This window comes from Rhizobium mayense (assembly GCF_030272705.1).
Lineage (GTDB): Bacteria > Pseudomonadota > Alphaproteobacteria > Rhizobiales > Rhizobiaceae > Rhizobium > Rhizobium mayense.
This window is the reverse complement of sequence record NZ_JARFYM010000027.1, coordinates 1-19,648: the sequence shown is the minus strand read 5'-3', so window position 1 is coordinate 19,648 and position 19,648 is coordinate 1. Positions and strand designations below refer to the sequence as shown.

The 19,648-nt window shown below is 60.2% G+C and carries 18 protein-coding genes; 11 read left to right on the top strand and 7 right to left on the bottom strand.

The window, feature by feature from the left end:
* Positions 1-13 precede the first annotated feature (13 nt).
* The 3 genes from PY649_RS25245 to PY649_RS25235 all read right to left on the bottom strand — a co-directional run bounded on the left by PY649_RS25245 (position 14) and on the right by PY649_RS25235 (position 3,048).
* Positions 14-1,819, bottom strand: a complete 1,806-nt coding sequence (locus PY649_RS25245) for a GGDEF domain-containing protein (protein ID WP_285871590.1) — start codon at positions 1,817-1,819, stop codon at positions 14-16.
* Positions 1,820-2,028: 209 nt separating this feature from the next.
* Entirely contained in the window at positions 2,029-2,280 is a 252-nt protein-coding gene (locus PY649_RS25240) for a ribbon-helix-helix domain-containing protein (protein WP_285871589.1), read from the bottom strand.
* Positions 2,281-2,499: 219 nt separating this feature from the next.
* On the bottom strand, positions 2,500-3,048 hold the full coding sequence (locus tag PY649_RS25235) for an HdeD family acid-resistance protein (protein ID WP_285871588.1): 549 nt from the start codon (positions 3,046-3,048) through the stop codon (positions 2,500-2,502).
* A 151-nt stretch (positions 3,049-3,199) separates the two neighbouring features.
* Here PY649_RS25235 and betI point away from each other — a divergent pair, with 151 nt between their 5' ends.
* From betI to PY649_RS25215, 4 genes are all read left to right on the top strand, one after another.
* Positions 3,200-3,811: a transcriptional regulator BetI gene (gene betI, locus PY649_RS25230; protein ID WP_285871587.1), complete on the top strand. Its 612-nt coding sequence runs from the start codon at positions 3,200-3,202 to the stop codon at positions 3,809-3,811.
* Position 3,812: 1 nt separating this feature from the next.
* A complete protein-coding gene (gene betB, locus PY649_RS25225) occupies positions 3,813-5,282 on the top strand; it encodes a betaine-aldehyde dehydrogenase (protein ID WP_285871586.1) in 1,470 nt (489 codons plus the stop codon).
* Positions 5,283-5,444: 162 nt separating this feature from the next.
* Positions 5,445-7,097 (top strand): choline dehydrogenase, encoded by a 1,653-nt coding sequence (gene betA, locus PY649_RS25220; protein ID WP_285871585.1) that lies wholly within the window; start codon positions 5,445-5,447, stop codon positions 7,095-7,097.
* Positions 7,098-7,288: 191 nt separating this feature from the next.
* Positions 7,289-8,650 (top strand): chloride channel protein, encoded by a 1,362-nt coding sequence (locus PY649_RS25215; RefSeq protein ID WP_285871584.1) that lies wholly within the window; start codon positions 7,289-7,291, stop codon positions 8,648-8,650.
* Positions 8,651-8,657: 7 nt separating this feature from the next.
* Here PY649_RS25215 and PY649_RS25210 read toward each other — a convergent pair whose 3' ends face one another.
* Entirely contained in the window at positions 8,658-9,104 is a 447-nt protein-coding gene (locus tag PY649_RS25210) for an RrF2 family transcriptional regulator (protein ID WP_285871583.1), read from the bottom strand.
* Between the two features lie 489 nt (positions 9,105-9,593).
* Between PY649_RS25210 and PY649_RS25205 the strand changes: the two genes are divergently transcribed.
* From PY649_RS25205 to cysN, 3 genes are all read left to right on the top strand, one after another.
* Entirely contained in the window at positions 9,594-10,331 is a 738-nt protein-coding gene (locus PY649_RS25205; protein ID WP_285871582.1) for a phosphoadenylyl-sulfate reductase, read from the top strand.
* Positions 10,332-10,456: 125 nt separating this feature from the next.
* On the top strand, positions 10,457-11,410 hold the full coding sequence (cysD, locus tag PY649_RS25200; RefSeq protein WP_285871581.1) for a sulfate adenylyltransferase subunit CysD: 954 nt from the start codon (positions 10,457-10,459) through the stop codon (positions 11,408-11,410).
* 1 nt (position 11,411) lies between these two features.
* Positions 11,412-12,896, top strand: coding sequence for a sulfate adenylyltransferase subunit CysN (gene cysN / locus PY649_RS25195; protein ID WP_285871580.1), 1,485 nt, complete (start codon positions 11,412-11,414; stop codon positions 12,894-12,896).
* A 94-nt stretch (positions 12,897-12,990) separates the two neighbouring features.
* Here cysN and PY649_RS25190 read toward each other — a convergent pair whose 3' ends face one another.
* Complete coding sequence (locus PY649_RS25190; protein WP_285871579.1) at positions 12,991-13,290, bottom strand: ArsR/SmtB family transcription factor; 300 nt, start codon at positions 13,288-13,290, stop codon at positions 12,991-12,993.
* 55 nt (positions 13,291-13,345) lie between these two features.
* Here PY649_RS25190 and PY649_RS25185 point away from each other — a divergent pair, with 55 nt between their 5' ends.
* Positions 13,346-14,290, top strand: coding sequence for a threonine/serine dehydratase (locus PY649_RS25185; protein ID WP_285871578.1), 945 nt, complete (start codon positions 13,346-13,348; stop codon positions 14,288-14,290).
* 28 nt (positions 14,291-14,318) lie between these two features.
* On the opposite strand, the gene hisC is transcribed toward PY649_RS25185, so the two are convergent.
* Positions 14,319-15,377, bottom strand: coding sequence for a histidinol-phosphate transaminase (hisC, locus tag PY649_RS25180; protein ID WP_285871577.1), 1,059 nt, complete (start codon positions 15,375-15,377; stop codon positions 14,319-14,321).
* A 149-nt stretch (positions 15,378-15,526) separates the two neighbouring features.
* A complete protein-coding gene (locus PY649_RS25175; protein WP_285871576.1) occupies positions 15,527-16,447 on the bottom strand; it encodes a LysR family transcriptional regulator in 921 nt (306 codons plus the stop codon).
* A gap of 173 nt (positions 16,448-16,620) precedes the next feature.
* Here PY649_RS25175 and PY649_RS25170 point away from each other — a divergent pair, with 173 nt between their 5' ends.
* The 3 genes from PY649_RS25170 to PY649_RS25160 form a co-directional block, all read left to right on the top strand.
* Positions 16,621-18,186, top strand: a complete 1,566-nt coding sequence (locus PY649_RS25170; RefSeq protein WP_285871574.1) for an MFS transporter — start codon at positions 16,621-16,623, stop codon at positions 18,184-18,186.
* Between the two features lie 120 nt (positions 18,187-18,306).
* On the top strand, positions 18,307-18,672 hold the full coding sequence (locus PY649_RS25165) for a hypothetical protein (RefSeq protein WP_285871573.1): 366 nt from the start codon (positions 18,307-18,309) through the stop codon (positions 18,670-18,672).
* Between the two features lie 433 nt (positions 18,673-19,105).
* Positions 19,106-19,648: porin (locus tag PY649_RS25160; RefSeq protein WP_285871572.1), on the top strand; the 543-nt coding region annotated here is incomplete at its 3' end.

The following is a 19,648-nucleotide window of genomic DNA, read 5'->3' as shown; positions in this document are numbered from 1 at the left end:
GAGTGGGAGGGCGTCAATTCGTCTCGCCCAGGCTCAGGAATGCAACGCCGATTTCGTTTTCCTTCGCCTTGGCCTTTATTCCGGCGATCGATGTGCTGACGCGATTGATATCGTCGATGACGAGGCCTTCGGGCAGTTCGAGAATGCCGATGGAGCAACGCATCAGCGGGAACAGCGCCTCAGCGCCGCTGCGGTCATGCCCGCGCATGCTGCCGGCGGCGCGATCTTCCGCCGAATAGAATTCCAGGACGTCGGCGTGGAAATCGGCAAGCAACCTATCCAGAACCTCGCGCAGTTCCTCAACCTTCCAGCCGCTCACGCCGATGAAGAAATCATCCCCGCCGACATGGCCGAGAAAATGGCGTTCCGCGAAGAAGTAACGCCGCATCAGCGCCGCAAACAACGAAATGGCATGGTCGCCGAGATGGAAGCCGTAGGCATCGTTGAACGGCTTGAAATTGTCGAAATCGCAATAGCAGAAATGCCTGACCTCATCGCCGTCGCGGCCGGCATTCTGCATGAAATCATGGATGGCGCGATTGCCGGGCAAGCCGGTCAGCGGGTTCTGGTCCTGAGCAATCTTGAGCTGCTTCTCGTTGATGACCTTGATCAGCGAGGCGGCAGAAACGATGCCTGCATAGTGCGTGCCCTCAGTGACGATCAGGCAGTTGCTGCTTTCCATATTGGCGAAGATCGTCATCAGCGTATCGGCATCGGAATCCAAACCGACGATCGGCGCCATCTCGACGAAATGCGAGATCGAACGCTCATAGACCTTGTTTTTCAGGAGGTCGCGGCCGAAGGGCTGATAGATATATTCCTTGAGCTGGTACTCGTGAATGATGCCGCGCGGTTCGCCGTTGGCGTTGACGACGGGGAAATAGGCACGGCGCGGATTGCGGCGGAAGAGTTCGAAGACGCTGTCGATGCTGTCGTTCTCGCGGATGGTCGGCAGCACTTCGATCTGCTTGCGGATGAGAATCTCGTCCAGCGATTGGCTATTGCGCGCTATTTTGCCGAGATCCTGCAGATGCGGGAAGCTGGGCTTCAGCTCGTTGATGAATGTCGTCGGCCGCGCGATAAACCAGCCCTGAACCAGATCGACGCCGAACTCGCGGCAGATCAGGAACTCTTCCTCGGTTTCGATGCCTTCGGCGATGACGCGGGTGCCGAGGACGTGGGCAATGTTGACGAGGTTTCTAAGAATGTGGCGCTTGCGGGCGCTGCGATGGATATTGGAGACGAAATACCGGTCGATCTTGAGATAGTCGACAGGATAGTCCGACAACAGCTTCATCTCGCCGTGGCCGACACCGAAATCGTCGATCGCGAGCTTGAAACCGGCGTCTCGCATCTTGGTGACCAGGCCGCAAAATTCGGGCACGCTCGTATTGTCGAAACGTTCGGAAAATTCGAAGCAGACGGAGGACGGTGCGATGCCGGCCTTCTTCATATGCTGCAGTAAACCGCCGACCAGCATTTCGCCTTGCGGGATCAGGCGGACATCGAGATTGAGGAACAGGGTCGCGGTACCGGCATTGCCAAGGGTCGCAAATTTCGCCAGCGCCCGGCTTGTCACCATCTGTTCCAGCCCGAGGAGCTGGCCCGTGCGCTCAGCTTCATCAAGGATCTGCATCGGACTGTCGAAACCGATACGCTCCTGGCCGCGCATCAAGGATTCATAGCCGAAAACCGCACCGGTGCCGGCCTCGACAATTGGCTGGAAGGCATTTTCGATAACGAGTTTGGCAAGCGTGACAATCTGGTCGCTGGCATACCGGCGCAACACGCCTGGCTCAACGGCGGCAGTCAGGGACATGCCAATCTCCACTTAAGAATCTTGATCTAAGTTTTTTAATAAAACTTTGGATTTATCGCGTTTTCGGCCCAAGATGCGCCACAACCGTCAACGAAACCTTTCCCGTATGTGAAAGTTTCGTGAATGGTAAAGGAGCATTAACCATTCCGAAGTCGCTTCGATCCAAAGCACTGCGACCATGGCCTCGCGGTGCACACGGAGTTCATCGCTCAGTTATGCCGGCGTCTTTCCGCCTCGTAATCTGCAAACATGTCAGCAACACAGCGGCTGCTCTTCGTCACGCCATCGGGCTCATTGGCCGCACGGGGCACATCGCAGATTTCACCGCGCTTGCGTGCGGCATCCCACATGCGCAGGGCCTCGCGAACGACTTCGCTGCTCGAAGCATAAGTGCCCGTGTCGACAGCCGCACGAATGCCGGCTGCTTGAAGCGGAGAGATCGAAACCGTTACCATCGGCATGATATTCCTCCCTTTTTTGGTCTTAAACACAGCCCTTTGCCGGAGATATATTCCAACACAGATACCGGAGCCTGCAAGACGCTGTCGGTCGACTCGTCCGCTCCGGATCGTGGCGCCTGCCGTTAGGTCAGCCAGCGCCGCTCCCCTCCTCCACGGCAGCGCCGGAAGAGTAGCGCCGCTCACACCTCTTGTCAAAAAGTAGTAGTCCGTTACCCGCTCTTACCGCTTGAGAGCGAAGCCGAAGGCCATCAGCGTCCAGCCCTGAAAAATCAAGTCGACCGCTAGGAAGAGACCAAGCACCCAAAGACTGTTGACCGGCCAACCGAGCGCGATGGCAACGCCTGCGAGCGCGGTCACCACGCCGCCGATGACAACCCATATCCAACCCCGCTCCGGCTTCAGCTTGCGGCCAACCCAGACACGAAACGTGCCGGCAATAAGAAGTGCGATGGCAAGAAATAGCGTTAGCGCCGCCGAGGCGAGCAAGGGATTGGCGAAAGCAAGAATGCCGGCGATCGTATAGAGCAGGCCGCTCAGCACCCAAAAGAGAATATGCTCCCATCCCCTGACCTGAAAGGCATGTGCCAGGTGTATGACGCCACCGATCAGCATCAACATGCCGATGTAATAGACCGATGCGACTGTGGCTATGAAAAGATTGCCGAGCGCGATTCCGCCGCAAATGAGCAGAAACACGCCAAGCGCAACAAACCATCCCCATTTGTCCCGCATGGCGGATGGCGGAATTTCATCCAGTACATTGACCATGACTGCACCTCCTCGTTTAGCGAAATATGATACAGGAACATATCCCGGAAAGAGGCAGGAGATTTCTGATGTTAATCAATCCGGCACAATGATTTTTTTGTTGATTGATCAGTCAATCAAAAATACAATCCGGTAAGTGTTTGGGTGACAAATGCCGAAAGTTGGAATGGAACCGGTGCGCCGCAAGGCGCTTGTGGATGCGGCGATGCGCGTGATCGGCGATCACGGCTCGCTGACCGTCACCATGTCTGAAATCGCCAAGCAGGCAGGCGTTTCCCCCGCCCTCGCCCATCACTATTTCGGCAGTAAAGAACAGTTGCTGATCGAGACCGTCCGCAGCCACCTACAGCGGCTGCGCGACAACACGGTGATGGCGTTGAGGGCTGCAAAGACGCCGCGCGAAAAGCTGTCCGCCATTATCCGCGTCAGTTTCCAGGCCGATCAATTCGCGCCTGAGACGATTGCCGCTTGGCTCGCCTTCTATGCCGAGGCGCAGCGCTCAGAGGAGACGCGCCGCTTCCTCGTCATCTATGCGAGACGGCTTCGCTCCAATCTGCTTGCCAACCTCAAGGCGCTGTGTTCGGGCGACGACGCAGAACGTATCGCCGAGGGCGCGGCCGCGATGATCGACGGCCTCTATATCCGCCAAAGTCTGAGATCGGCGCCGATCAGCATCGAAGCCTCGATCGCGCTCACCGAGGACTACATCAACACCCTGCTTGCGCCGCTTTCCCGAAAGGCCGCCTTTCAAAAGGATAGATAAAATGACCCTCAAAGCCCAGCCGAAAGCCTCGCATTTCATCGATGGGGAATATGTCGAGGACACCGATGGTACCGTCATCGAAAGTATCTATCCGGCGACGGGCGAAGTAATCGCCCGGCTGCATGCGGCAACCCCCGCCATCGTCGAGAAGGCGATCGCCAGCGCCAAGCAGGCACAGCCGGAATGGGCCGCGATGAGCCCTACAGCACGTGGCCGCATCCTGAGGCGTGCCGCCGAGATCATGCGCGAGCGCAACCGCGAGCTTTCCGAGCTGGAAACCCTCGACACCGGTAAGCCGATCCAGGAGACGATCGTCGCAGACCCGACCTCCGGTGCCGATAGTTTCGAATTCTTCGGCGGAGTGGCCGCAGCCGGGCTCAACGGTTCGTACATCCCCCTCGGCGGCGATTTCGCCTATACCAAGCGCGTGCCGCTCGGTATCTGCGTCGGCATCGGCGCCTGGAATTATCCGCAACAGATCGCCTGCTGGAAGGGCGCGCCTGCCCTGGTGGCCGGCAACGCCATGGTATTCAAGCCGTCTGAAAACACGCCGCTCGGTGCGCTGAAGATTGCCGAGATCCTGATCGAGGCCGGTCTGCCGAAAGGGCTTTACAACGTCATCCAGGGCGACCGCGAAACTGGGCCGTTGCTGATCAACCATCCCGACGTCGCCAAAGTCTCGCTCACCGGCTCGGTTCCGACCGGCCGCAAGGTCGCCGCCGCCGCTGCGGGAAGCCTGAAGCACGTCACCATGGAGCTCGGCGGCAAGTCGCCGCTGATCGTGTTTGACGACGCCGATCTCGACAGCGCCATCGGCGGCGCCATGCTCGGCAATTTCTATTCGACCGGCCAGGTCTGCTCGAACGGCACGCGCGTTTTCGTCAACAGGAAAATCAAGACCGAATTTCTGAAGCGCCTGAAGATGCGCACGGAAGCCATGCTGATCGGCGACCCCATGGATGAGGCCACCCAGATCGGGCCTATGGTCTCCTGGGCGCAGCGGGAAAAGGTGCTCTCCTACATCGAGAAGGGCAAAGCGGAAGGGGCGACGCTTGTTGCCGGCGGCGGCATTCCGAACAATGTCGCCGGTGAAGGCTACTATGTGCAGCCGACCGTTTTTGCGGATGTCACCGACGATATGACCATCGCCCGCGAAGAAATCTTCGGCCCGGTCATGTGCGTGCTGGATTTCGATGACGAGGCGGAGGTGGTCGCCCGCGCCAATGCCACCGAATTCGGCCTTTCCGGCGGCGTCTTCACCGGCGACCTCACCCGCGCGCACCGTGTCGTCGACCAGCTTGAAGCCGGCACGTTGTGGATCAACACCTACAATCTCTGCCCGGTCGAAATTCCCTTCGGCGGCTCTAAGCAATCCGGCTTCGGCCGCGAGAATTCGTTGGCCGCGCTGGAGCACTATTCCGAGCTGAAGACAATCTATGTCGGCATGGGGCCGGTGCAGGCACCTTATTAACGCAACCTCGGAGCTCAACCTCGCCCTTCGAGGCCGCCTGCAGCGGCACCTCAGCGTGAGGTCGAGAGCGACCAACCACAGGCGCGGACGATGATCCGCCTCATCCTGAGGTGCTCGCCAAAGGCGGGCCTCCAAGGATCGAGGCGGCCACAGGGAGATAAAATGCAACAGGCAGATTTCGTCATCATCGGCTCGGGTTCCGCCGGCTCCGCCATGGCCTATCGGCTGTCGGAGGACGGCAACCATTCGGTCATCGTGCTGGAATTCGGCGGCAGCGATTTTGGCCCCTTCATCCAGATGCCAGCCGCCCTTGCGTGGCCCATGAGCATGAACCGCTATAATTGGGGCTATCTCTCAGAGCCTGAGCCGCAGCTGAACAATCGGCGCATCACTGCGCCGCGCGGCAAGGTCATCGGTGGCTCGTCCTCGATCAACGGCATGGTCTATGTCAGGGGCCATGCGGAGGACTTCAACCGCTGGGAAGAGCTCGGCGCCCATGGCTGGGCCTATGCCGACGTACTCCCCTACTTCAAGCGGATGGAGCATTCGCATGGCGGCGAAGCGGGCTGGCGCGGGACCGACGGCCCCTTGCATGTCCGGCGCGGCGATGCCCGCAATCCCTTGTTCCATGCCTTTATCGAAGCCGGCAAGCAGGCCGGCTTCGAGGCGACGGAAGACTATAACGGCCGCAAACAGGAAGGTTTCGGCCTGATGGAGCAGACGACCTGGGCCGGCCGGCGCTGGTCCGCGGCGACAGCCTATCTGAAGCCAGCGCTGAAAAGGCGAAATGTCCAATTGATCCGCTGCCTTGCCCACAAGGTGGTGATTGAAGACGGGCGTGCGACGGGCGTTGAAATCGAGCGCGGCGGCAAGACTGAAATCGTCAGAGCGAACCGCGAAGTCATCGTCTCGGCCTCCTCCTTCAATTCACCGAAACTGCTGATGCTCTCCGGTATAGGCCCAGGACAGCATCTGAAGGACATGGGCATTGAGGTGAAGGTGGACCGGCCGGGCGTCGGCGCCAATCTGCAGGACCACATGGAATTCTATTTCCAGCAGACCAGCCTGAAGCCCGTTTCGCTTTATTCCTGGCTGCCCTGGTATAAGCAAGGCATCGTCGGGGCGCAGTGGATGTTCTTCAAATCCGGTCTCGGAACCTCCAACCAGTTCGAGGCCTGCGCCTTCGTGCGATCGGCGCCGGGCATCAAGCAGCCGGATATCCAATATCACTTCCTGCCGGTCGCCATCAGCTACGACGGCAAGGCCGCAGCGAAGAGCCACGGATTCCAGGCGCATGTCGGCTATAACCTGTCGAAATCGCGCGGCGCCGTTACCTTGCGCTCCTCCGACCCGAAAGCCGATCCCGTCATCCGCTTCAACTATATGAGCCATCCCGAGGACTGGGAAAAGTTCCGTCACTGCGTGCGCCTGACACGCGAGATCTTCGGGCAAAAGGCCTTCGAAGAATATCGCGGGCCGGAGATCCAACCAGGCCCCGACGTCCAGACCGACGATCAGATCGACGCCTTCCTCCGCGAGCACCTGGAGAGCGCCTATCATCCCTGCGGCACCTGCAAGATGGGCTCGAAGGACGACCCAATGGCCGTGGTCGACCCTGACACCCGCGTCATCGGCGTCGACGGCCTACGTGTTGCCGACAGCTCCATCTTCCCGCATGTCACCTACGGCAATCTCAACGGCCCTTCGATCATGACCGGCGAAAAGGCTGCCGACCATATCCTCGGCAAGCCAAGGCTGGCGCGATCGAACCAGGAACCCTGGATCAACCCGCGATGGACGGTGAGCGATCGGTAAACGTCGACGGCTTCAATGGTAGTCCTTTTGCCGCTGACGTCGGACGGCGAGGACGGTCACCGACCAGAGTCAATGAAGACCTGACGTGATCAGCCGTAACACAGTTTGACTATCATGAACTTTATCCAAGGGTTAGGTGTTCGGACCTAAACAGAAGAATCATAAATGGATGGTTGTCCGGTTCGAAATCCATGTCCCCTATCTACCGCAAATCCAAACTCCTCCGCCGCTCCCGTGTTTTCCGGAGTTCGATCCATCTCTGGCGGCCGCGGCTGGTATTTTGGACGGGAGCCTTGGCTATCGGGGTGATCAGCGTCGGTTTCGCCAAACTGGCCGATCTCGCGCAGCACGCCTTTGCGAGAGTGACGAGTTCCGGGGAGTGGACCTGGTTGTTGCCGCTCGCGCTGACGCCGCTCGGCTTCGTTCTCTCGGCATGGCTAGCGGCGACGCTGTTTCCGAATTCTCAAGGCAGCGGCATCCCGCAGGCGATCGCGGCGCGGCATTTGCATCATGAGGAAGACCGCACGAAGCTGCTGTCGCTTCGGCTTGCCTTTGGGAAGATCGTGCTGACCGTTCTCGGGTTGCTCAGCGGCGCCTCGATCGGCCGCGAAGGACCGACGGTGCAGGTGGGCGCTTCCTTCATGCTGGCGGTCGCTCGCTTCGGCGGCATGGCGCAGGCCAAGGGGTTGATCCTGGCGGGTTCGGCAGCCGGCATCGCGGCCGCCTTCAATACGCCACTCGCCGGCATCGTTTTTGCCATCGAGGAGATGAGCCGCACCTATGAATCGCGTGCCAATGGCCTTGTATTGACTGCGGTTATCCTCTCGGGCCTCGCGGCCCTCGGGCTTTCCGGCAGCTATAATTATTTCGGCACGGCCAATGCAGCGCCGACAGCACTTGCCGATTGGGGCCTCGTCCTGATCTGCGGCATCGGCGGCGGCGCGCTCGGGGCAGCTTTCAGCGGTTTTGCGCTATATGCCGGCATTCGCATTCGCCGGTGGGCGCAGCCGCAGCCTCTCAGGCGCATGCTGATGCTCGCCGCCTGCTGCGGCATTCTGGTTGCCGCGATCGGGGTCGCCTCCGGCGGCAGCACGTTTGGCACCGGCTACGATCAGGCGCGCGGCGCGGTGGAGGGACATGCCCTGCCTCCGCTGTTCTTTATCGAAAAACTGCTGGCGGGCTTCCTGTCGATGATATCAGGCATTCCAGGCGGTATTTTCGCGCCGTCGCTAGCCGTCGGCGCCGGGCTCGGCAGCACGGTCGGCACGCTCATCGGCAGCAGCATCGCGCTGGCGGCGATCCTTGGTATGGCGGGCTATTTCGCCGGCGTGGTGCAAGCGCCGATGACGGCCTTCGTCATCATCCTGGAAATGACCGGCGATCACCAGGCCGTCATTCCAATCATGGCGGTATCGATGATCGGCTATGTCACGTCTCGCCTCTTATCGCGCGAGCCGCTCTATCACGGATTGTCGCGCGTCTTCATCGCGGCGGCGATCCGGGCGCGGCGGGCAATCGAGAAAGAAGCTGGCGACGAACACGCGGCCGGCTGAAGCTCACTCAGGCGAGCAACCGGGCGACCTCGGCATTATCCGGCAACGCTGCCGCATCGGCGATGGTCGTCGAGAACAGGACCTTGCGGGTCGCATCGGCGACCTTCGCGAAAACGTGGCGGATCTCGCAGGTCTGTTCGCCGTCGCAATCGTCACAGCGGCGATAGGCGGTGATGGAAAGGCAGGGCAGCGGCGCGATCGGCCCGTCGATGATGCGCAGGATCTCGCCGAAGGTGATTTCATTCGCCGGCTTGCGCAGAAGATAACCGCCCTGCTTGCCGCGGCGGCTGATGACGATACCCTGATGTTTCAGGTCGAGAAGGATCTGCTCCAGAAATTTCTTCGGGATTTTCTGCTGCGCAGCAATATCGGAAATCATCATCGGCTCGCCTGCCTCGCCCTGAGCAAGAGCAGACAGCGCCCGCAGCGCATATTTTGCTTTTTGAGTGATCATTTCGAACCGTCTACACACACATACGATGCGCTCGCCCGACACTTACGGCAGCATCGTTTCGGAACTCTCAACACTTTGACCGGGCTTCAATTCTGCATCAAGTTGTAAAGTAGAAAAGCATTGGCGATGTCAGCAACCCAGCCTTGTTTTCGTTCTTATCACTATGCCCACAGTTTAGGGCAAAATTCCGCATTTCGCATCTTTTTGGCCATCACTTCCGATTTCCGTTTGACAAGCTACGTGTAACTCTACTATTTCTATAGACATTAAAGCAAGCGCTTAGATATGACTAGTCTTATCGGCGTCGCCGCGCTCGCCCGTTTCAGAGGGCAAAACGTCTTGGTTAACAGCCGAGGCGGTCGGTTTTCCGCATGGGCGCGGCTTCATGGAGATATTTGCTCTCTATTCCCTTGCTTTCGAAATCCGTTTTTCTGTCCGCTCCGCTGACAAGCTGCGATACTCCGTGGCAATATCAGGACAGGATACCCGATGACTGCCATCACTCTTATCGAAGAAGCCGGAACACTGAACAGCCGGTTGGCGGCGCTTGATCTCGCCGGCCGTCTGTCTTTGGTCGCCGGCCTCGGCGGCCGAGTCGTCTTTACGACCTCCCTTGGGATCGAAGATCAGGTCATTACCGCGGAGATCGGCAACCATCGCCTGCCGATCGAAGTTGCGACGCTGCAGACCGGCCGTCTCTTCCCGGAAACGCTCGCCCTGATCGACGAGACGGAGAGCCAGTACGATATCCGCATCGTCCGATATGAGCCGGAACAGGCCGACATCGATGCCTATGCCGCCAAATATGGCCTCAATGGATTCTACGAAAGCGTCGAAGCGCGGCATGCCTGTTGTGGCGTGCGCAAGCTTAAGCCGCTTGCGCGAGCGCTTTCCGGGGCAACGATCTGGATCACCGGCCTGCGCCGCGGCCAATCCGCCAATCGTGCGGATACGCCTTTTGCCGAATACGACCCGGAGCGCAATCTCATCAAGGTCAACCCGCTTGCCGACTGGGACATCGACACGATCCGTGCCTACGTCGCCGACAATGGCGTGCCGGTGAACCCGCTGCATCAGCGCGGCTACCCTTCGATCGGCTGCGAACCCTGCACCCGTGCCATCAAGCCGGGCGAGCCCGAGCGGGCCGGTCGCTGGTGGTGGGAAAACGACGAGAAGCGCGAATGCGGTCTGCATGTTCACGAGGAAACGGCGGCCGTCGCCCAATAAACACCCGCCGGTTCCCGGCTACCGGTTGAAGCGCGCTTAGATCCGCCGCCACCTACCGAGAACCAATTCATCCCATTCTTTCCGACAGCTGCCAGTCGGGATCAATTGAAGTTCTGGAGTTAGAAATGCCCGATAGCCGTCCGGATAAGGAACTCTCCAATCCGCAAAGCACCAAACCGCCACTCGATCCGCATCTGAAGGCGCTGGAAAACGAGTCGATCCACATTTTCCGCGAAGTGGCGGCCGAATTCGAACGTCCGGTCATGCTCTATTCGATCGGCAAGGACTCCTCGGTGCTGCTGCATCTGGCGCGTAAAGCCTTCTATCCCGGCCGCGTGCCCTTCCCGCTCCTGCACGTGAACACCGGCTGGAAGTTCGCCGAAATGATCACCTTCCGCGACGAGATCGTGAAGAAATATGACCTCGACCTGATCGAGCATATCAATCCACGCGGCAAGGCTGAGAACGTCACGCCGTTCACTCATGGTTCGGCGCGTTACACCGACATCATGAAGACAGAAGCGTTACGACAGGCGCTCGATGCGGGTCAATACGATGCCGCTTTCGGCGGTGCGCGCCGCGACGAAGAGGCCTCGCGCGCCAAGGAGCGCATCTATTCCTTCCGCACGCCGGACCATCGCTGGGATCCGCGCAATCAGCGCCCTGAACTCTGGAACATCTATAACGGCCAGATTCGCAAGGGCGAGAGCGTTCGCGTGTTCCCGCTGTCGAACTGGACCGAAGTCGACATCTGGCGCTACATCCAGGCCGAGGAAATCCCGATCGTACCCCTCTATTTCGCGGAGAAACGCCCGATCGTCGAGCGCGACGGCATGATGATCATGGCGGCAGATCCGCGGCTTGAACTGCTGCCCGGCGAGGTCAAGCGCGAGGAAGTCATCCGCTTCCGTACACTCGGCTGCTTCCCGCTGACGGGGGCGATCCGCTCCACTGCCACCACCCTCGAAGACGTTATAGCAGAGCTGGAAATCGCCACGGTTTCCGAACGGCAGGGCCGCGCGATCGACCGCGACCAATCCGGCTCCATGGAAAAGAAGAAGCGTGAAGGATATTTCTGAGATGACCGCAGCCGCAACCGCAAACGTCGTCACACTGCCGGCGGCCGAGCCCGTCAGGGCGGCGCGCGACTCGCGCCCGCTTCGCCTTATCACCTGCGGCAGCGTCGACGACGGCAAGTCCACGCTGATCGGTCGTCTGCTCTGGGATACCAAGGCCGTCAAGGAAGACCAGGCCGCTACGCTGCAACGCGATTCCACCGGCAAGCAGAATGATCTCGGCCTGCCCGACTTCGCGCTTCTGCTCGACGGATTGCAGGCCGAGCGCGAACAGGGCATCACCATCGATGTCGCCTATCGCTATTTCTCGACCGACAAGCGCTCCTTCATCGTCGCCGACACACCCGGCCACGAGCAATACACCCGTAACATGGCGACCGGCGCCTCCACCGCCGATCTTGCGGTACTGCTGGTCGATGCGCGCATGGGCATCCTTGAACAGACGCGCCGCCATGCGACAATCGCATCGCTGCTCGGCATCAAGCAGTTCGTGCTGGCCGTCAACAAGATCGACCTGACGAACTACGACCGCGCCGGTTTCGAGAAGATTTCGCATGATTTCCGTGAATTCGCCCTGTCGCTCGGCGTCAAGCAGATCACTGCCATTCCGATGTCGGCGCTGAAGGGCGAGAATGTCGTTTATTCCGGCGAGGCCTCCATGCCCTGGTACACCGGCCCGACGCTGGTCGAAACGCTGGAACTCGCCACCGTGCGTTCGGCGCAGACGGTCGGCTTCCGCCTCTCGGTGCAGCGCGTGTCGCGACCGGGCGAAAGCTTCCGTGGTTATCAGGGCACCGTTGCCGGTGGCTCGGTGAAGCCGGGCGACAGCGTCATGATCCTGCCATCTGGCATGGTCGCTAACGTCTCGAAGATCGTCACCTTCGATCTCGTGCGCAACGCCGCCGTCGCGGGCGACGCCATCACGCTTGTGCTCGACCGGCAAGTGGACGTGTCGCGCGGCGACATGATCGTCGCCATCGACAGCCAGCCGCAGTCCGGCCTCGCCTTCGACGCTGAGATCGTCGCGCTGCAGCCGGAAGGCATCGAGCCTGGCAAGCGCTATTGGCTGAAGAGCGGTAGCCGCCGCCAGCGCGTGCAGGTGCAGCCGATCGCTCAGCTCGAGCTGAAGACCGGCGCCTGGGCACCGGCACAGTCGCTGTGGATGAACGCCATCGGCAAGGTCCGCCTTTCCTTTGACGAAGCTGCGGTCTTCGATCCCTACGACCAGAACCGCTCGACCGGCTCTTTCATCCTGATCGATCCGGACAGCAACAATACGGTCGCCGGCGGCATGATCACCGGCAAGCGCGCCGACGTCGGCGGTATCCACAAGGACGGCCAACGCGTGTTGCTTTCTCTGCCCGCAGATCTCGCCGACCAGATCATGGCCAGCGAACTCTTCGCGAGCCGCCGCGACGAAACCGAGGTCCGCCGGGTCACGGCAGCACAGGCTGCGGAGATTTGGGCGAACGCGGCTAGCGATATCTGATCGCTATCGCATCTGATAAAGAAGGCGGCGGGCTCAACTCAGCCGCCTTTTTCATTTTGGGAAACCCACTCGCAGTGCGGCGCGGTCATATTGCCTAGAGGCTTGCGACCACTGCCGCCAGCGTTGCCATGCGGGATTCATCGCGCTTGTAGAAGATCCATTGTTTGATGCGTTTTGGCCGCACCAGACCGGCTTGAACCAGAATGCGCATGTGCTCGCTCAAGGTTGCCTGGGATATTTCGAGTTTCTCGGCAATGAGGAGCGCGCAAACGCCATCCTCCACCAGATCGCCGTCGATCTGTGGAGGGAAATGAGCGCGGGGATCCTTCAGCCATCCGAGAATGCTGATGCGGCGTTCGTTGGCCAAGGCCTTGATAAGATCAACCTCTTGCATTTCGTCATTTTGCTAAGTAACAAAGTTATTGTCAACTTTTGTCCGCGAGATGCCCATGCTTCCCGACACAAAGATCACCCCCGAACGTATTGCAGAAACCGAAAAGCGGATTCGCCCCCATATCCGTCACACGCCGGTTTTACATTCGGACCTCGCGGATTTCGGCCTTAATCCGGGCCGCGTGGACTTCAAGCTCGAATTTCTGCAGCATTCCGGCTCGTTCAAGGCGCGAGGCGCCTTTTCCAGCCTGCTCGGCAGAGAGGTGCCGACGGCGGGTGTCGTTGCGGCATCCGGCGGCAATCATGGCGCGGCGGTCGCTTATGGCGCTATGCGGCTCGGCATTCCGGCGACCATCTTCGTGCCGAGCGTAACATCGCCGGCCAAGGCCGAGCGCATCCGTGGCTATGGGGCCAACCTCGTCATCGGCGGGGAGCGTTATGCCGATGCGCTTGCCGCCAGCCAGCAATGGGGCGAGGAACAAGGTGCCATGGCGATCCACGCCTACGACCAGCCCGAGACCTTGCTTGGGCAAGGAACGATCGGGCTCGAGATCGAGGCTGACATCCCCGATATCGAGACGCTGCTGGTCGCGGTCGGCGGCGGCGGACTCATTGGCGGGATCGCCGCCTGGTTCCGGGGACGCGTCCGGGTCATGGCCGTCGAACCGGAAGGCGCGCCGACGCTCTGGCGGGCCTTCGAGGCCGGACATCCGGTCGATGCCCCCGCAGGCAGCATCGCCGCCGATTCGCTGGCGCCGAAGCGCGTCGGCGAGCTGATGTTCCCGATCGCCCGAGCCTACGCGCAGCGGCCCGTGCTGGTATCCGACGACGAGATCCGGCAAGCGCAGCAGACCTTGTGGGATCGGCTGCGGATCGTCGCCGAACCCGGCGGCGCGACGGCCTTTGCGGCGCTCCTTGCCGGCAAATATGTTCCGGCCCCGGACGAGCGTGTGGCCGTGCTGCTTTGCGGCGCGAACACGACCGCCGTCCGCTTTGACTGAAGCAGTTTCGACCCGCTAGGGACTCAGATCACCGCAATATTTCGCCGAGCGCCGCCAAGAGGCGATCGCATTCGTCATCGGTCCCGATGCTGATGCGTAGGAAGTCTTCGATGCGCGCGGCGGAAAAGCGCCTGACCAGGATTTTCCGGCTTCTCAGTTCCGCCGCCAGTTCCGCCCCGGCTTTGCCGGGATGACGCGCGAACAGGAAATTGGCCGACGATGGCAGTACCTCGAAGCCGAGTTCCCGCAAGGCGACGGCCAGCCGCTGCCGGCTGGCGACGATCAGGTCGCGGTGGCGCTCGAACCACTCTCGATCCTTCCAGGCCGCCAGCGCACCCGCCAAGGCTAGCCGATCGAGTGGATAGGAATTGAAGCTGTCCTTGATCCGCTCCAGCGCCTCGATCAACGGCCTTTGCCCGACGGCAAAGCCCACGCGCAGGCCGGCCAGCCCGCGAGACTTGGAGAGCGTCTGGATTACCAGCAGGTTCGGATAGCGGCGGACGAGCGGAACGGCGCTTTCGCCGCCGAAATCGACATAGGCCTCGTCGATGACGGCTACCTGATCGGGATGATCGCGGAGAAGGCTCTCGATCTCGGCGAGCGGCAGCCCGATGCCCGTCGGCGCGTTGGGATTGGGCAGGATGATGGCGCCGCATGGCCGGCGATAATCATCAAGCCGAACCCGCATCTCACCGTCGACCGGGATTTGCTGGAACGTGATTCCATAAAGGCGGCAATAGGTTGGATAGAAACTGTAGGTGATGTCGGGGAACAGCAGCGGCCCGTCGTGGTTCAACAGTCCCTGGAACGTATGCGCCAGCACCTCGTCCGATCCGTTGCCGACGAAAACCTCGTTCGCGTCGAGGCCGAAGCTTTCGGCGATGGCGGCACGCAAATCCTGCGCCGTTGGATCGGGGTAGAGCCGCAGCGTATCGGCGGTGGCTTGCGAAATAGCCTCCAGCGCCAGCGGCGAAGGCCCATAGGGGCTTTCATTGGTGTTTAGTTTGACCAGGCCGCTGATGACCGGCTGCTCGCCGGCGACATAGGGGGTCAAGGAATGGACTATAGGGCTCCAGAAACGGCTCATCGTGCTTTCAAACCTAGCCGCCGCTGGGGCTGTCCCCGGGGCGGCGGATTTTCATTTCATTCACGCCCGGCACCGTCGCAAAATCGAGCGCGCGCGGCAACTGCCTGAGAAGCGGTTCGAAACAATATCCCGGCAAACTGGCTTTATGATCAGGCTGCTGCGCCCGGCAGAGCCTCACAGCGCTCCGCGAAAAGTCGTTCGCTCAGAAAATCGACGAAGACCCGCACCTTGGGAGAAAGGTGGCGATTGGATGGCCAAAGCAGGTGGAAACGACCTGGGCCATCGATATGGTCGTCAAGTACCGTGTGCAGCGTGCCCTCCGCGAGCGCGCTGCGGGCCAAAAAATCCGGCATGCAGCCGATACCGAGGCCGCTGAGAGTAGCGCCACGCAATGCTTCCATGTTGTTGCAGGACAAGACCGTGCGCGTGCGCAATTCCGGTTCGCCTTCCGGCAAGGTCAGAGGCCAGTTCTGGACCTTGCCGCTGTTGGGGAAGCGAAAGTGGATGGCCAAATGGCCGTCGAGGGCGCGCGGGCAATCGGGGACGCCATAACGTTCGAGATAGCTGGGAGCTGCGCATAGCAGCATCTGGAACGGACGTAGCGAGCGCGACATCAGCCGCGAATCCGGCAAGTTGCCGCTGCGGATCGCCACATCGACGCCCTCTTCGATCATATCGACAATGCGGTCGTTGAAGTCGATATCGAGTTCGACTTCGGGATAGCGGGCAATGAATTCCGGCAGCACCGGCAATAGGAGATGGTAGCTGACGATGGGCACGCTGACGCGCAGCCGCCCGCGTGGTGCGGCGACCGCCTGGGCGAGCGACGCCTGGGCATCGTCGAGATCATCAAGCACACGCCGGCAGCGCTCATGGAAGAGGCGCCCCTCCTCCGTCAGGCGGATGCTGCGGGTCGAGCGCTGCAGCAGCCGCACGCCGAGCTGATGCTCGAGATTGGTCACCGCCTTTCCGACGGCGGAGGCCGAAAGGCCTAGCACGCGCCCCGCGGCAGCAAAACTGCCGAGATCAGCTGTTCGCACAAAAGCAGTCAAGCCACTTAGCCGATCCATTCCCTTTGTCCATTCGAGCGTTTTCTTCCAGTATATGTGGAAGCTAAGCACTATTTTCCTGCGATTAAAGCAAAATTATCCTGCTTCGGTATTTCATCACGCCCGCGGCCAATGGATTTCCACTCCCAAACCGACCGCGGGTTCTTTTTTGCTCAAGCTCAGCGGAAATCCCGATGCATCCAAACAAGATAAAGGCCGCGAGTCCGGCCGAAAAACTATTCGTTCTTATCGCCGTCTGTTGCGCGGCCGCCGCCATGCCCCTGACCTTCACCGGTCCTGCCGTCGCCCTGCCCGCCATCAGCCGGACGCTTGGCGGCAGCCCGATCGCGCTCAACTGGGTCACCAATGCCTTCATGCTGACCTTCGGCAGCAGCCTGATGGCCGCCGGCGCCCTCGCCGACAGCTTCGGGCGCAAGCGCATCTTCCTCATAGGGCTCGGCGGCTTCGCTTTATTCTCGGCGGGATTGGCCTTTGCCGGCGACATCGTCTGGTTCGATATCCTGCGGGCGCTGCAAGGCATGGGAGCGGCCGCGGCATTTTCCGGCGGCATGGCATCCCTCGCGCAGGAGTTCGAGGGGCCAGCGCGCATGCGCGCCTTCAGCATCGTCGGCTCAAGCTTCGGCGTCGGTCTTGCGTTCGGACCGATCGCGTCCGGCCTGATGATCGAAACCTTCGGCTGGCCGGCGATCTTTCTTCTGGTCGTCATCCTCGCCGGCCTAGCCTTCGGCCTCGGCGCATATTTCCTGACCGAGTCCAAAGATCCCGATGCTGCCGGTCTCGATTGGCCGGGCGCGCTCAGCTTTACTCTTGCGTTAACGCTGTTCACCTACGGCGTGTTGCGCGCTCCGGAAAGCGGTTGGAGCGACCCGCTGGTCATCGCCTTGCTCGCGGGTGCGGCGTCGCTCTTTGTGGCCTTTGGCATCATCGAACGCTCGGTAAAGCGCCCGATGCTGGATCTCACTCTGTTTCGGTATCCGCGTTTCGTCGGCGTGCAGTTGCTGGCGACAGCGCCGGCCTATGCCTTCGTCGTACTGCTCATCCTGCTTCCCGTTCGCTTCGTGGGCATCGAGGGCATGAGCGAGGTCGCCGCTGGCCGCATGATGGTCGCCCTGTCGGCGCCGCTTCTCGTTCTGCCGATCGTTGCTGGTCTGCTGACGCGATGGTTCACGGCCGCCACCATCTGCAGTGCTGGCCTTATCATTTCCGCCGCCGGACTGTTCTGGCTCAGCCATCTCGCCACGGGATCAGCACCGACGGCGTTGATTGTACCGCTGTTGACGATCGGCATCGGTATCAGCCTGCCTTGGGGCTTGATGGATGGACTTGCAGTCAGCGTCGTTCCAAAAGAACGCGCAGGCATGGCGACCGGCATCTTCAGCACCACCCGTGTCGCCGGCGAAGGTGTTGCTCTTGCTGTCGTCAGCGCAGTGCTGTCAGCACTCATTCAATCCTATCTCGGTGCCGAGGCGGGCGAACATGCCTCCATCGCAGCGCAACGACTCGTCACGGGCGATCTTCTCGATGCAGCATCGAATGTGCCGTCGATCGGACATACTCAGCTAATTCAAGGCTACAGCGATGCCTTTAGCGCGCTGTTGTGGCTCCTGACGGCGATCACGACCATCACGGCAATCGTCGTCTTCACCTTCCTTGGTCGCGGCACTGAGGAGAGTACCATCGAATCCGTGGACCTAGAGCCGGAGGGCGACGAGGAAACGCTGAACGCCTCCAACGCCTGAGGGTCCGTTTGCATCCTGCGGGCCGGCACGATGGTGCCGGCTCATCACGCAACAATTTATTTCGAAAACACACAAAATGTGCGCGCCGCCTAACGAGGATTGCAGCTATAGAATAGCCCCATGATATCGGGCCGGTTTTTGAAAATTATCGCTTGGGGTTATATCGCGGCACTGGTTGCCGTAACTTTTGCGCATCTCAATTGGCAGGCCGAGTTCGGCAATCCCTTCAATGTATATCGCGCGAGCGCGCTCTGCGTCGCAGGCATGCTGGCGCGACTTGCCTATCCACAATCGCCCTCTTTCACCTGCCTGTTGATGATCGGCAGCGTTTCGGCGCTCGGCTTCTCGCATTTTCTGGCAAATGGAAGCTACGGTTCTCCGATGGATATCATCGTCGCCATGGCCGGCGCCCTCTGGGGCATCGCAATTGGCGCCATGCTCAGCAAGCTGATATCGCCGACTTCGAAACGCACTGTTCTCTATTAAGAAGCGCTCGCCGACATTCATCGCTCACAACAATTCAGCTCCGCGTCGCTGAAGGCGCCGATCTGGCTTGGGTGCGGCGTGTGTCCACATTCAGCACGAAAATTCTGGCGGCAGTCGATGTTCCCTTGGTGTCCCATGGGGCAGCCCTTTTTCTATTTCGTATCTCTAAATGATTATTGCTAAGACAATATTATGTCGCACTTACTATTTTGTTTTTGACTGTTGCGATCCTGCAACTAAAATTGAAAAATCACGAAAAAGTCATTCTGCGGCAAATATATCATATAACTTTGCAGGAATTCGTACTTAATAGCCGCCAGAAGCGGGTGGGGCCCGTTTCTCCCGAGTCGGGGTTTTTAACAGGGATAGGGTGAGGCACGTCGATTTTTCGGCGCGATAGCCTGTGCCCAATCTATATTGGATTGGAGTATTTATGAATATCAAGAGCCTTCTTCTCGGCTCCGCTGCTGCCCTCGCGGCAGTTTCCGGCGCTCAGGCAGCCGACGCTGTCGTCGCTGCTGAGCCGGAGCCGCTCGAATACGTCCGCATCTGCGACGCATATGGCGCTGGCTACTTCTTCATCCCGGGTACTGAGACCTGCCTCAAGATCGGCGGCATGGTCCGTACCGAAGGTAAGTGGTACAACGCTTACAATCCGGGCCCTGGCGGCGACTATGGTACGCTGTGGCATACCCGCGCTCAGCTTTCTATCGACACCGCATCGGACACCGAATACGGTCCGCTGAAGACCAACACCGTCTACCGTTTCGACTGGCAGGAAGGCGGTTCCACGACCCCCAAGCTGCTCTGGGCTAACATCAGCCTGGCCGGCTTCCTGGTTGGTAAGCAGGACTCGCAGTACAACCTGTTCACCGGCTACGCCGGCGACGTCATCAACGACGACGTGATCTATGACGGCCCGTACGAACTCAACCAGATCACCTACAACTATGACGCCGGCAACGGCTTCACGGCT

Bases quoted from the DNA above. Each gene is read 5' to 3' on its own strand.
- PY649_RS25205 (WP_285871582.1), top strand. From the start codon at position 9,594: ATGACTGCCATCACTCTTATCGAAGAAGCCGGAACACTGAACAGCCGG.
- PY649_RS25170 (WP_285871574.1), top strand. From the start codon at position 16,621: ATGCATCCAAACAAGATAAAGGCCGCGAGTCCGGCCGAAAAACTATTC.
- betA (WP_285871585.1), top strand. From the start codon at position 5,445: ATGCAACAGGCAGATTTCGTCATCATCGGCTCGGGTTCCGCCGGCTCC.
- PY649_RS25165 (WP_285871573.1), top strand. From the start codon at position 18,307: ATGATATCGGGCCGGTTTTTGAAAATTATCGCTTGGGGTTATATCGCG.
- betI (WP_285871587.1), top strand. From the start codon at position 3,200: ATGCCGAAAGTTGGAATGGAACCGGTGCGCCGCAAGGCGCTTGTGGAT.
- cysD (WP_285871581.1), top strand. From the start codon at position 10,457: ATGCCCGATAGCCGTCCGGATAAGGAACTCTCCAATCCGCAAAGCACC.
- PY649_RS25235 (WP_285871588.1), bottom strand. From the start codon at position 3,048: ATGGTCAATGTACTGGATGAAATTCCGCCATCCGCCATGCGGGACAAA.
- PY649_RS25175 (WP_285871576.1), bottom strand. From the start codon at position 16,447: ATGGATCGGCTAAGTGGCTTGACTGCTTTTGTGCGAACAGCTGATCTC.
- PY649_RS25215 (WP_285871584.1), top strand. From the start codon at position 7,289: ATGTCCCCTATCTACCGCAAATCCAAACTCCTCCGCCGCTCCCGTGTT.
- betB (WP_285871586.1), top strand. From the start codon at position 3,813: ATGACCCTCAAAGCCCAGCCGAAAGCCTCGCATTTCATCGATGGGGAA.
- PY649_RS25185 (WP_285871578.1), top strand. From the start codon at position 13,346: ATGCTTCCCGACACAAAGATCACCCCCGAACGTATTGCAGAAACCGAA.
- PY649_RS25245 (WP_285871590.1), bottom strand. From the start codon at position 1,819: ATGTCCCTGACTGCCGCCGTTGAGCCAGGCGTGTTGCGCCGGTATGCC.
- hisC (WP_285871577.1), bottom strand. From the start codon at position 15,377: ATGAGCCGTTTCTGGAGCCCTATAGTCCATTCCTTGACCCCCTATGTC.
- PY649_RS25240 (WP_285871589.1), bottom strand. From the start codon at position 2,280: ATGCCGATGGTAACGGTTTCGATCTCTCCGCTTCAAGCAGCCGGCATT.
- PY649_RS25190 (WP_285871579.1), bottom strand. From the start codon at position 13,290: ATGCAAGAGGTTGATCTTATCAAGGCCTTGGCCAACGAACGCCGCATC.
- cysN (WP_285871580.1), top strand. From the start codon at position 11,412: ATGACCGCAGCCGCAACCGCAAACGTCGTCACACTGCCGGCGGCCGAG.
- PY649_RS25210 (WP_285871583.1), bottom strand. From the start codon at position 9,104: ATGATCACTCAAAAAGCAAAATATGCGCTGCGGGCGCTGTCTGCTCTT.